7 protein-coding genes are annotated in these 13,249 nt (G+C 69.1%); 3 read left to right on the top strand and 4 right to left on the bottom strand.

Going from position 1 to position 13,249, the window contains the following annotated elements; genetic code table 11:
• Window positions 1–40: 40 nt before the first annotated feature.
• Together AC0Z6F_RS15200 and AC0Z6F_RS15195 are read right to left on the bottom strand one after the other, a co-directional pair.
• Entirely contained in the window at window positions 41–790 is a 750-nt protein-coding gene (locus AC0Z6F_RS15200) for an MlaE family lipid ABC transporter permease subunit (protein WP_006404088.1), read from the bottom strand.
• On the bottom strand, window positions 790–1,578 hold the full coding sequence (locus AC0Z6F_RS15195; RefSeq protein WP_032973917.1) for an ABC transporter ATP-binding protein: 789 nt from the start codon (window positions 1,576–1,578) through the stop codon (window positions 790–792). The genes AC0Z6F_RS15200 and AC0Z6F_RS15195 overlap by 1 nt, the downstream gene beginning before the upstream one ends.
• Window positions 1,579–1,771: 193 nt before the next feature.
• On the opposite strand from AC0Z6F_RS15195, the gene recC reads away from it, so the two are divergent.
• Genes recC through recD form a run of 3 tightly spaced genes read left to right on the top strand, consistent with a single transcriptional unit; the run spans window position 1,772 to window position 10,670 of the window.
• A complete protein-coding gene (gene recC, locus AC0Z6F_RS15190) occupies window positions 1,772–5,101 on the top strand; it encodes an exodeoxyribonuclease V subunit gamma (protein WP_448123600.1) in 3,330 nt (1,109 codons plus the stop codon).
• Window positions 5,102–5,112: 11 nt separating this feature from the next.
• The gene (gene recB / locus AC0Z6F_RS15185; RefSeq protein ID WP_485617631.1) at window positions 5,113–8,793 is read left to right on the top strand and encodes an exodeoxyribonuclease V subunit beta; all 3,681 of its coding nucleotides are present in this window, start codon (window positions 5,113–5,115) and stop codon (window positions 8,791–8,793) included.
• A complete protein-coding gene (gene recD, locus AC0Z6F_RS15180; protein WP_485617632.1) occupies window positions 8,790–10,670 on the top strand; it encodes an exodeoxyribonuclease V subunit alpha in 1,881 nt (626 codons plus the stop codon). Before recB ends, recD begins: the two co-directional genes overlap by 4 nt.
• A 46-nt stretch (window positions 10,671–10,716) precedes the next feature.
• Here recD and AC0Z6F_RS15175 read toward each other — a convergent pair whose 3' ends face one another.
• Complete coding sequence (locus AC0Z6F_RS15175; protein WP_485617634.1) at window positions 10,717–11,115, bottom strand: hypothetical protein; 399 nt, start codon at window positions 11,113–11,115, stop codon at window positions 10,717–10,719.
• Window positions 11,116–11,209: 94 nt separating this feature from the next.
• Window positions 11,210–13,249, bottom strand: a complete 2,040-nt coding sequence (locus tag AC0Z6F_RS15170; protein ID WP_046988843.1) for an FUSC family protein — start codon at window positions 13,247–13,249, stop codon at window positions 11,210–11,212.

Raw genomic sequence — 13,249 nt, 5'->3', positions numbered from 1 at the left:
CGTGGTGGCCGCGCGCCGATGCGCGCCGCCGATGGAGGGGTTAGGTGAACAACATTGCCGACAGCACGAAGTTGAACATCAGCACCAGCAGCGAGGCGTTGACCACCGCGCGGGTGGTGGCGACCGAGGTGCCTTCAATGGTCGGTTCGGCGTGGAAGCCGACATAGGCGGCCACCAGCGCGGCAGTGCCGCCGAAGATCGCCGACTTAAGCATCGCCACGCCGAAGTCGTCCCAGAAGTCCACGCTGCCACGCAGCGCCGACCAGAACACGCCATTGTCCAGGCCGAGCACGTGCACGGCTTCGAAGTAGCTGGCGCTGATTGCCAGCGAGCAGAAGATGCCGGTCAGCAGCGGCACGGTCAGCACCGCCGCCCAGAAGCGTGGCGCGACGGCCTTGGCCACCGGGTCGATGGCCATCAGCTCCAGCGCCTTGATCTGGTCGGTGGCGCGCATCAGGCCCAGTTCGGCGGCGATCGAGCTGCCGGCGCGGCCGATGAACAGCAGCGCGGTCAGCACCGGTGCCAGTTCGCGGTACAGCGACAGGCCAAGCAGGGTCGATAGTGCGTCGGCCGCACCGAACGTGGTCAGCGTGCGGTAGCCCTGCAGGGTCAGTACCAGGCCGACGAAGGCACCGCCGACGGCGATGATCGGCAGCGAGCGCGCACCGATCTTGTAGATCTCGCGGGTCAGCTCGGCCAGGAAATCACGGGTCGGCAGCGAACCGCGCAGCACGGTCAGCGAGAACAGGCCGGCGCGGCCCAGTGAACGGGTGGCTTGCACGAACGGCATCAGGCAACCCTCGCACGCGGTGCGGCATCGAACGGGATGGGGCCATCGGGCTGGCCATGCAGGAACTGCCGCAGCAGCGGATCCTGGCTGGACTGCAGCGCTTCGGGAGACCCCTGGAACACGACACCGCCATTGGCGATCGCGATCACCTGGTCGCAGATCGGCAGGGTCTCGTGCACGTGGTGGCTGACGATGATGCTGGTCAGGCCAAGGCTGTGGTTGAGGCGCTGGATCAGGCTCATGATCACCCCCGAGGCGATCGGGTCCAGCCCGGTCAGCGGCTCGTCGTAGATCATCAGTGGTGGGTCCAGTGCCAGCGCGCGGGCCAGCGCCACGCGGCGCGCCATGCCGCCGGACAGCTCACGCGGCCAGGCATCGGCGGCGGCCAGCAGGCCCACCGCATGCAGTTTCATCTGCACCAGCCGGCGCAGTACCGCAGTGGGCAGGCGGGTGTGGGTGCGCAGCGGCAGCGCCACGTTCTCGGCCACGGTGAGGTCGGTCAGCAGGCCATTGCCCTGCAGCAGCACGCCCACGCTCTTGCGCATTTCCAGCAGCGCGCCGCTGTCGTGCGGAATCGGCTTGCCGAACAGGGTGACCTCGCCGGCGACCGGGCGCAGTTCGCCGGTCAGCGCCGCCAGCAGGGTCGACTTGCCACTGCCGGACGGACCGAGCACCGCCGTGATGCTGCCCTTGGGCACCTGCAGCGACACGTCGCGCAGGATCGTGCGCCCGCTCCGGTCGATGCGGACGTTGGATAACTGCACCAGACTGGAGGCGGAAGCCGACATGGGCACCATTAACGTTTTTTAGACATCGAAGGATCGGGCCCGTCTGCTGAACATAAGCAGACTGGACGGTCCAGTATTGTTGCACGGCAAGGCCTCGCGCAGGCCGGGACAATCGGCAGGGGTCCCGGAACAATCCGTACCGGCGATGGCCCGGATCATTGAATACTGCGCGCCGTGCTGCACACTGTGCACGATGAGTGACCCGGGCAGCGATTTCCGCCTCTACCATTCCAACTCCCTGGACGTGCTGGCCGCGCTGCTGGCACGCAACGTGCGTGCGCCGGTACCTGGCCAGCCGCTGCTGGCGCCGGAGGTGGTGCTGATCCCGCAGGTGGCGATGCGGCGCTGGCTGCAAGCGACACTGGCCGCGGAATTCGGCGTTGCCGCCAACCTCGAATTCCTCACCCCGGGCGAATTCGTGGCCCGCGCGCTGAAGGCCAACATCAGCGGCGAGCAGGACGACCTGGATGCAGCCGGCCTGCACTGGAAGCTGTACCAGGCACTGCGTGACCCGGCACTGCTGGCGCAGCCACCGATGCGCGCGCTGCAGTCCTATCTTGCCGGTGGCGACGCGTTGAAGCCGTGGGCGCTGGCCGGCGAGCTGGCCTCGGTGTTCGAGAAGTACCAGGCCTGGCGCCGTGACTGGCTGCTGCGCTGGGCCGCCGGTGCCGATCCGGCCGACCCACAGGCGATCCTGTGGCGCACCATCACCCACGGCCACGACTATCGCGCGCGCCGCATCCAGGAATACCTGGACCGCTTCGAGGGCGCCGGTAAGCCGTTGCCGCAGGGCTTGCCGCTGCGCATGTCCGCGTTCGCGACGCTCAACATCTCGCCCGATGTGCTGCGGGTGATGGCCACCCAGGCACGGGTCGGCGAGCTGCACTTCTATATGCCCACCCCGGTGCAGTCGTACTGGGGCGATCTGCAGACCCTGGCCGAGCGCCTGCGCAGCGGCGCGCCTGATCCCTTCGGTGAAGCGGCCGGCGAGAACCGCCTGCTGGAAGCCTGGGGCGCGGCGGGCCGCGACTTCATGGCGGTGCTGGGCAGCTACGAGGTGGTGCACCCGGCCGGCGAGATTGCGGCCTATTCCGATCCGGAGGAGGACACCCGGCCGACCCTGGACGAAGGCGGCCTGTCCGACAGCCTGCTGCATCGCCTGCAACGCGATCTGTTCCACCGCCGCGCGCTGCCCTCGGGCGAGCTGCGCGACGGCCTGCGCAGCGACGACCCCAGCCTGCAGGTGCACGCCTGCCACACCCGCCTGCGCGAACTGCAGGTGCTGCACGACCAGCTGCGCAGCCTGCTGCAGGACCCGCGCTTCGACCCGCCGCTGCAGGCGCGCGAGATCGCGGTGCTGGCGCCGGACATCGATCCCTACGTGCCGTACCTGGAAGCGGTGTTCGGCGGCCGTGGTGGCGAGGAGGAGCACATCCCCTATGCGCTGGCCGACAGCAGCCCGCTGGCCGGTGAACCGCTGGCCGATGTGTTCGTGCACCTGCTGGGCCTGCCGGTATCGCGATTCGGGCTCAATGAAGTGCTGGACCTGCTGGCCAGTGCACCGCTGGCCGAAGCGGCCGGGCTGGAAGCGGTGGACTTCGACCGCTTGCACGGCTGGCTGCAGCAGGCCGGTGCACGCTGGGGCCTGGATGCGAAGCACCGCCACCAGCACCAGGCGCCGGCCGACGACGCCTACACCTGGCAGTTCGCACTGGACCGCCTGGTGCTCGGTCACGCCACCGGCAGCGAGGCCGACCTGGCCGGTGTCGCGCCGTGGATCGAACTGGAAGGTGGTGCACTGGACGCGCTGGACCGGCTGCTGCGCCTGTTGCGCGTGCTGGCGGTCTATCAGCGTCGCCTCGGTGAGCTGCTGACCCCGGCGCAGTGGCGGCAGCGCCTGCTGTCGCTGCTCGATGCGCTGCTGCCGACCGCGCCGAGTTCGCCCAACAGCCAGCGCGCGCTGGAGCGCCTGCGCAAGCTGCTGAACCAGTTTGCCGACGATGCCGCCAAGGCCGGTTTCGAAGACGGCGTGCCGCCGGAGGTGGTGCGTTCGCATTTTGCCGGTGCACTGTCCGAGGCCGATACGCGCGCACCGCTGCTGACCGGTGGCATCAGTTTCGGCCGCATGGTGCCGATGCGCCTGCTGCCATTCCGGGTGATCTGCGTGCTGGGCCTCAATGATGGCGATTTCCCGCGCCGTGACCCGGCGGCCGGTCTCAACCAGCTCACCGCCGAACTGGACACGCCGCGCCGCCGACCGGGCGACCGCTCCACCCGCGAGGACGACCGTTTCCTGTTCCTGCAGCTGTTCGCCGCCGCGCAGGAGGTGTTCTATCTCAGCTATCTCGGCGCCGATCCGCGCGATGGCAGCGTGCGCGAGCCGTCGGTGCTGGTCAGTGAACTGATCGATGCCGCCGCTGCGTATCACCTCGATCCGCCTGCGGCGGTCCGCGACTTCACCGTGCGCCATGCCTTGCAGCCGTTCTCGCCCGCCGCATTCGGTGATGGCGACCCGCGTCGCTTCAGCTATCGCCGCCAGTGGCATCCGGCTGCCGGCCGCCTCACCGGCCAGCGCGGCGGCCTGCAGCCGTGGTTCGACGCACCGTTGCCGCCGCCGCTCGACGATGCAGTGGAAGACGAGGTCGCGCTCGATACCCTGCGCCGTTTCCTGTGCGACCCGGCCGGGCAGTTCCTCGCGCAGTCGCTGGGCCTGCGCCTGGCCGACGATGTCGAGGAGGTCGATGACCTGGAACCGCTGGTGCTGTCATCGCGCGGCCCGGAAAAGCGCAGCGTGCAGGCGGCCGTGGTGCGCGCCACGCTCAGCGGCGATTCCGAGCCGCTGTATCCGCGACTGCGCGCGCGTGGACTGCTGCCGTCGGGTCCATTGGGCGAGCGCCAGTTCGAGGTGGAGCAGTTGAAGACGCGCCCGTATGCCAGTGCGCTGCTGGGCTGGATGCAGGGCGAACCGCTGGAAAGCCGTCGCTACGAAGTGGACATCGACGGCGTGCGCCTGCACGGCCGCGTGGCTGATCGGCATCCCGAAGGGCTGGTGCGCCTGCGGGCCGGCACGCTCAATGGCAATGCAGTGATCCGCCAGGGCCTGGACTGGCTGCTGGCCAACGCCGCCGGCGATGCGTTGCCGCTGGTGCAGTTCCACGATGGCGGTGACGCCGGTCCCGGCCCGCATGTGCTGCCAGCACTGAGCGCCCCCGCTGCACGCGCCGCGCTGCGTGCGCTGCTGCAATTGCGCCAGCGCGGCCTGCGTGAGCCGCTGCGCTTTGCCCCGTATACCGGCTGGGTGCTGTACAACGCACCGGCAGAAAAACAGCGCAGCGAAGGCTGGAAGCAGTGGCATGGCAGCGACCGCAGTTGGGGCGAATCCAGCAGCGACGCCTGGCAGCTGCTGCTGCGCGGTGCCGACCCGTTCGCCACCGATGCCAGCTATGCCGAGCTGCTGCGCAACAGCCAGGTGGTCTTCAGCGCGGTGCGCGAAGGCCGCACTCTCGGTACCGAAGCACGCTAGGAGGGCAACGCATGAACACCGCCATCGCCGATCAGGAAACCCAGCGTATGGCGGGCGATCCCTACCTGGTCCTGCCGCTGGACGGCATCCGCCTGATTGAAGCCAGCGCAGGCACCGGCAAGACCTTCACCCTGGCCACGTTGTTCACCCGCCTTGTGGTGGAGCAGGGCCTTCGCATCGGCCAGATCCTGGCGGTGACCTTCACCGATGCGGCCACCCAGGAACTGCGCAAGCGCATCCGTGAGCGCCTGGCGCTGGCCGCGCGCCTGGTCGATCTGGAACCGGCCGAGGGTGAAGCACCCGACGCGAGATTGACCCGCGACGTGCTGCAGCGTCATCTGCAGGGCGGCTCCGAGAGCGCCTCTGCATTGAAGCGCCGCCTGCAGGTGGCTGCCGACGAAATCGACCTGGCATCCATCTTCACCATCCACGGCTTCTGCACCCGCGTGCTGCGCGAGCATGCGCTGGAAAGCGGCCACACCTTTGATCCGCCGGAACTGCTGGCCAGCGATCGTGAACTGCTGGAGGAGCTGGCCGCTGATCTGTGGCGCGTGCATGCCAATGACCCGGCCACGCTGGAGCCGCTGACCTGGCTGTGGTCCAACCCGGACGCGCTGGCGGCCGATCTGCGCGCGCTGCTGGGCACGCCGCCACTGCACCCGTTGCCACAGCCGGTGACGCTGGCTGATCCACACCCGGCGCTGCAGAGCGCGGCCGAGGCACTGTCCGCAAGCGTGCGCGAACATGGCGAGCAGTTCTTCATCGACCTCTGCGATGCCGTCGACAACAAGTGGATCAACGGCGTGTCCTACAAGCTGGGCTGGCTGCACCCGCTGGGCCGGCAGCTGCTGGCCTGGGCTGAGCGCGGCGACCCGCGCGAGCTGCTGGCCAGCGAGCGCCTGCCGGCGCTGCTGCCGGATGTGCTGGCCGACAAGACCAACAAGAAATTCCTCGACCGCACGCCGTCGTCGCTATTGCAGGAACCGTTGGCGCGCTATGTAGCGCTGCTGGCCGAACGCGATGCCTGGTTGCGTGCCACTGCATTGAATTTCCTGCACGCGCTTCGCGCCGAAGCCACGCAGCGCCTGCAGGCGCTGAAGCGCACGCGCCGGGTACAGACCTACGACGACCTGATCGATGGCGTGGCGTTGGCACTGGAAGGCCCTCAGCGGCTGACGCTGGTCAAGCAACTGCGCGCGCAGTACCGCATCGCGCTGGTCGATGAGTTCCAGGATACCGACGACCGCCAGTGGGGCATCTTCCATACCGTGTTCGGCGATTCGCCGGAGGTGCGCGAACTCGGCCTGGCGCCGGCGCTGTTCCTGATCGGCGACCCCAAGCAGGCGATCTACGGCTTCCGCGGCGGTGATATCCACACCTACCTGAAGGCCAAGCAGGTGGCGCAGCAGGCGCCGGTGCTCGACCAGAACTTCCGCTCGCGACCGTCTGTGCTGCGCGCGTTGCAGGCGTTGTACGACAACGGTGGCGAAGACGCCTTCCTCGAACGCGACATCCAGTTCGAGGCGGTGCGCCCCGGTGGCGTGCGCACCGATGAGGATTACCTGCGCGACGGCCATGCCGCCACGGCACTCACCCTGCGCGTGCTGCGCAGCGGCGGGGACAAGGCGATGAGCGCCGATGCCTCGCGCGATGCGGCGACCCAGGCCTGCGTGGCCGCGATTCACCAGATCCTGGTCGAGGCGCGTGCGGGCAATGCCGCGTTGCGTGGGCGCCCGGTGCAGCCCGGTGATATCGCGGTGCTGGTGCGCTCGCATCGCGAGGCCACCCTGGTGCAGCGCGCGCTGGCTGCGGTCGGCATTCCCGCGGTGGCAGCCGGCAAGCAGAGCTTGTTCGCCACCAGCGAAGCGCGCGATCTGCGCGCGCTGCTGCTGGCGCTGCTGCAACCCGCCGACGAAGGCCGCCTGCGTGCGGTGCTGGCCACTGTTCTGCTCGGTCAACGCGCCAGCGCGATCGCGGCGATGGAGCGCGAGGGCGACCTGCAACGCGAGTTCCAGGCACAGCTGCTGCACTGGCGAGAGCGCTGGCAGCGCGGCGGACCGTTCGCAGTGATCGCCGACGTCTGTGCCGCACAGGGCGAACGCTTGCTGGCGCTGATCGACGGCGAGCGCCGCCTGACCAACTACCTGCAGCTGGGTGAACTGCTGCAGGAAGCCTCGGCGCAGGCGCTGGGCATGCATGGCCTGCTGGACTGGCTGCAGGGCCAGATGGCCAGTGCCGACCAGGATGACGAGCAGCAGCTGCTGCGCCTGGAATCGGATGCGCGCCGGGTACAGATCATCACCCTGCACAAGAGCAAGGGCCTGGAATATCCGCTGGTGTTCCTGCCCTTCGTCGGCATCGACGGCGGCGCACCGAACACCGCCTCGCACTGCACCGTACACGTCGGCGGCCAGCGCCAGCTGCACTGGAAGCTGGACAAGGACGAGGCCTGGGAAGCGGCCAGCAGCCAACGTGAGCGCGAGCAGCGCGCCGAGGATGCACGCCTGCTGTATGTCGGCCTGACCCGCGCCGAGCATGCGCTGTGGATCGCCGTGGGTGATCTGGCCGGGCTCGGCAGGACGCGGCTGGCGCCGCTGTTGGGTGACCTGCAGGCGCTGCGCGCGCACGCCGATGTGCACATCGATGACAGTGAGGCAGCGGCCGCGCTGCCGCAGCTGGCGGCCGAAGTGGAAGGTGACCTTCCGGCGGTGCGTGCCCTGACCCGGCGCGTCCCGCACGACTGGTGGGTGTACAGCTTCACCCAGCTGGCCCACGCCGATGCCGGCGCGGGCAGTGATATCGAGGCCGCCGCCACCGAGCTGCCGGCGCCCGCTGCCGACGAACCCGCTGGCCCGGAACTGCCACTGGAACCGGCGCTGCCGGAACCCGCCGCGGCGGCCGAAGACAGCACACCGGTCGACCCGCGCTTCATGGGCAGTCGCTTCGGCAACGTGCTGCACGAAGCGATGGAGAACGTCGACTTCGCTGCATGGGGTGACTGGCAGCCGGGTCTGGAAGCCCCAGAGGGCCAGGCCGAAGTGCTGCGCAAGGCGCTGCACGACGAAGGCTATGCCGACGTTGATCTGGACGATGGCGTGGCGGTGCTGGTGCCGCTGGTCGGTCACACGCTCACCGTGCCGCTGCCCGAAGGCGGTGCGCTGCACAGCCTGGGTGCAGGCGAGCGCCGCGCGGAAATCGACTTCCATTTCGCCATCGAACCGACCACGGTACCGGCGCTGTTGCAGGTGCTGCATGCACATGGGGTTTCCAGTACGCGTCGCGGCTTCGGCCAGCGCCGCCGCCTGGAAGGGCTGATGACCGGCATGATCGACCTGACCTATGTGCGTGATGGCCGCTGGTACGTGCTCGACTACAAGTCCAACCGCCTGCCTGGTTACAGCCCGGACCTGCTGGCCATTGCCATGCGCCACAGCGAGTACGACCTGCAGGCGCTGATCTACACCGTGGCCCTGCATCGCTGGCTGCGTTTCCGCCTGGGTGCGGCCTACGACTACGAGTGCGACATGGGCGGAATCCGCTATCTGTTCTGCCGTGGCCTGGATGCCGCCGGCAACGGTGTGCATGTGGACCGCTTCCCGTTGGCGCTGGTGGATGCCCTGGATGCGTTGTTCGCCGGTGGCGAACAGGCCCAGGCCGAACTGGCTGCGCGTGCCCGTGGAGCCAGTGCATGAGCCTGCTGAAGGAACTGCACCAGAAGGGCCTGCTGCGCACCCTCGACCATGCACTGGCGACCAGCCTGCAGCGGCTGCGCGACGACACGCCCGAGAGCGTGGCGCTGGCGGCTGCGCTTGCGTCGCTGGCGGTATCGCAAGGCCATGCTGCGATCGATCCGGCGCAACCGCAGCGGTTGCTGGAAGGTGTACCCGAGTGGCCTGCCGCGCAGGATTGGCTGGCACAGCTGCGCGCATCGCCGTGGGTCGCGACGCCGGAGCAGGCCGACGCCATCGCCGAGGATGCGCCGCTGGTGTTGGAGAACGGCCTGCTCTACCTGCGCCGCTATCGCGAGTACGAGCGTCAGCTGGCGGCTGGGCTGCAGCGCATCGGCCGGCATCCGCTGCCGGCGCCGGACATGGCAGCGTTGGCGCCTTTGTTCGCGCAGCTGTTCCCGCAGGCACTGGGCGGCGAAGATCATCAGGCACGCGCCGCCGGCGTGACCCTGCGCCATCCGCTGGCGCTGGTCACCGGCGGCCCCGGCACCGGCAAGACCACCACCATCGCGCGCCTGTTGCTGCTGCTGGCCGCGCAGGCCCGGCACACCGGCCAGCCGCTGCCCGAGGTGGCGCTGGCCGCGCCCACCGGGCGTGCCGCCGAGCGCATGGCCGAGAGCCTTCGCGTCGCCGTGCAACGGCTGCAGGAACAAGGACTGGACCCGGCGTTGTGCACGGCGCTGCCCAGTACCGGCACCACTCTGCATCGCCTGCTCGGCGTGATTCCCGATTCACCGCGCTTCCGCCACCACGCCGACAATCCGCTGCCGGTGGACGTGGTGGTGGTCGACGAAGCCTCGATGATCGATCTGCCGATGATGGCCAAGCTGGTCGACGCGATCGCCAGCGGCACCCGGCTGATCCTGCTCGGCGATCCCGATCAGTTGCCCTCGGTCGAGGCCGGTGATGTGCTCAGCGCGATCCTGCGTGCCAGCGGTGACGGCATCGGCACCCGCGCCGATGACGCCCAAGCGCTGCACGGCCTGCTGGCGCCGGCCACCTTGCAGCCACAGGCCGCACCACGCGCCTTCGCCGGCCGCCGCGTGCAGCTGCAGCGCGGTTACCGGCAGAGCGATGCACTGGACCTGGCACCGCTGGCCCACGCCGTGCGCGAGGGCGATAGCAGTACCGCGCTGCAGCTGCTGCGCAGCGGTGAACTGGCCGGCGTGCATTTCCACGAAGGCGAAGCCGATCCGCTGCGTGGCCAGCGCGAGCACCTGCTGGGCCACTGGCGCGCACTGGCCGATGCGGCTGATCCAGTGCTTGCCCTGCAGCAGGCCGGGCGCCTGCGCGTGCTGACCGCACTGCGCGAAGGCCCGCAGGGCGCGCGCGGGCTCAACAGCCGCATCGAACAGCTGCTGGCCGGCAACACCCCCGGCTACTTCCAGGGTCGCCTGTTGCTGGTCACCGAGAACAGCTACCGGCATCGCCTGTTCAACGGCGATATCGGCATCTGCCTGCGCGATGGCAGCGGTGCGATGGTGGCCTGGTTCCCTGGCGACAGCGTCGACCAGCCGCGCGCCTTCCATCCGGCGGCACTGCCCGCGCACGAAAGCGCCTTCGCGATGACCGTGCACAAGGCGCAGGGTTCGGAGTTCGATGAAGTGTGGTTGCAGCTGCCACGCCAGGACAGCCGTGTGCTGTCACGCGAACTGGTCTACACCGGCCTGACCCGCGCCCGCCAGGTGCTGCATGTGGCGGGCAGCGCCGATGTGCTGCAGGCCGCATTGAAGCGCCACGCCAGCCGATTGGGTGGTCTGGCCTGGCGGCTGGGTGCGGAAGAGGTGGCTGAAGCACCGGCGCGCATCGAACAGCCCACCGTGCAGGGCCAGCTGTTCTGACGCGGGGTCGGATCCCGTCCCCAACGGGAACGGGCTCCGACCCCAGTTACTCCGCGATCAACACCAGGCCATCCGGGAACACGATCGCCGCTTCGTCGGCACTCACGTCGAAGAAGCCCACGCCGTGCTTCTCGGCCAGGTCCTGCACGCGGCCATGCGCACGTTCGGCCACCGAATAGGCGAACGCGCCGTAGATCACCTGACTACCGATGCTGTACTCGGTCACCTCGGCACGGTCGTCCTCGTCATTGCTCAACGGCCCGTTCATTGGCGGGAACTCCTGCGCCATCTCCGCGAACCACGCCTGCAACGCGGGACTGCTGACCACTGGGTCGTCGTACTCGTGGCGCTCGTTCCACTGCGTCTGCTTCTCGAACCAAGCGATGAAGGCCGCGGCCTCGCGTGGGGCGGCACTGGCCTCGAACACCATCATGTCGTAACTCATTGAACCGTCCTGTTGCAGCGGCAGGGTCGGATCCCTCTCTGCAGGAGAGGGCTCTGACCCCTGCGCGGAGTCTGTGGTCGCACAGGGTATCGCGCTACGGCTGTGCGTCCGCACTCATCGCCAGCCCCGGCGCCAATGCCTTGGCCTCCGGGAACAGCGCGAAGCGCAGGCCGATCAGGCCCATCAGCGCCTCGTCGCGTGCCTTGCACGCGGCCACGCTGCCGACCCGGCCCAGCGAGGTATCCAGCCGCTCGCGCAGCGCTTCGGCCGCCACAATCGGCTTGCGCGCGGCGATCTGTCGCCGGTAGTGCACGGCCACTTCTTCCAGGATGTGCTCGACCGCTTCGCGGCTGCGCTCGGGCAGTTCCAGTCGCGCGCGGCGCAGCTGCAGGATGTTCAGGCCGATGCGCGCTTCGTTGAGCATGTCCACCGAGGCGATGTCGCTGCCCTCCGGCGTCGCCGCCAGTCGTGGGGCGAGCAGGCCCAGCAGGTCGAGCATGCGTGCGGCGAAGCGCTGCCGATCCTGCTGGCCCCGCCCCTCGGCGGCTTCGGCCAGCGTGGTCCAGCCCTGCCGCACCAGTCGGCGTGCGGTCCACTCGGCACCCACCGAACGGAACAGGCGGGTCATCACCACCGCAAAACCAATGCCGATGAACATCGCGATCGACGAGTTGAGGAAGGTCTGGATGTTGGCGCTGTAGGTGTTCTGCAGGCTCAGCAGCGCGGCCAGGTTCACCGTCAGCGGCAGTGCGAACAGCGCGCTCTTCGGATGGTGCAGCATCAGCCCCAGCGGCAGGAACGCAACCGCCAGCACCAGTGCCAGCAGGCCGAAGTCGTGCACCGCCGGGAACACGCCGAACAGGTACACACCGGCCACCACCGAGGCAACCATCGCCCACACCAGGAACGACACCATGCTCGGTGCCGGGTCGTCCTGTGCGGCGAAGAACGCGGCGGTCACCGCGGCCATCATCGCGCCGTTGCCGCCGCCTTCCCAACCCAGGCCGATCCACAGCACGCAGTAGCTCATCAGCGCCACGCCGGCGCTGAGCGCGGAGAACAGCGCCATGCCGTAGTCGACGTGCTTGTCGGCGGGCACTCGTTCGGTGCGGATGCGGTAGTGCGCGCGGTCCAGCGGCGCAGTGCCGTGGTCGATCGCATGCTGCAGGGTACGGCAGTCCTGCCACAGGTCCACCAGCTCCTCCAGGCGCAGCAGCAGGCTGGCCAGCTGCAGATGCTGCAGGTCGCGGTCCACCTGCGGCTTCAGTGCGCTGATGCGCGCGCGCAGGCGGGCGTACTCGCTGGCGTTGGTCGGCCCGTCCAGCCAGTCGTGGATGTCATCGACCAGCGCCGGCAGGCCTTCGGGCAGGGCGTGGCCATCGCTGCGCAGCGCGCTCAGGCGGTCGGCAATCGAGGACAGCACCGGCAACAGCAGCAGCATGCGCTCGCGCAGGCGCTCCATCGACACCGCCGAACCGGCATGGCGTGGATCATCGCGGCGCAGGAACTCGATCAGCGCCTCGAACTGCACCAGGTCGGCGGCCAGCCGGTTGCGCGGCGCATGCGCGCGGCCACGTTCAAGGATCTGCCGGCACCACTGCGCGGCGTCCTCCATCCAGTTGCCGATGCGCGCGCGCAGCATCGGGCGTACCGAGGCCGGGAACAGCAGCGATGCGAACAGCACCGCCACCACCGTGCCGAGGATGATCTCCTCGCTGCGTGCCACCACCGTGTCGAAGATGGTTTCCGGCGAGGTCACGGCCGGGAAGCCGATGAAGGCCGTCGTGTAGCCGGCCAGCAGGAACGCGTAGCCGCGCGGGCCGCGGTTGAGCAGGGCCATGAACAGGCAGCCGGCCAGCCAGATCGACATCGCCGCGCTGAGCACCAGCGGCGTTTCCACCAGCGCCGGCAACACCAGCAGGGTGGCCAGGCCGGCCACGAGGGTGCCGACGATGCGGTACACGCCCTTGGCCCGGGTCGGGCCCAGCAGCGGCTGGCTGACGATGTACACCGTGCCCATCGCCCAGTACGGGCGCGACAGGTTGCCGGCCATGGCGATGTACAGCGCGGCCACCGCGGCCAGGTAGGTCTTGATCGAGAACAGCCAGGCCTGGCGGTCGGTCAGCGCGTTCAT

It is taken from the genome of Stenotrophomonas sp. 1L-E-5-B-C3 (assembly GCF_057292075.1).
This window is presented reverse-complemented; position numbering and strand designations above follow the sequence as displayed.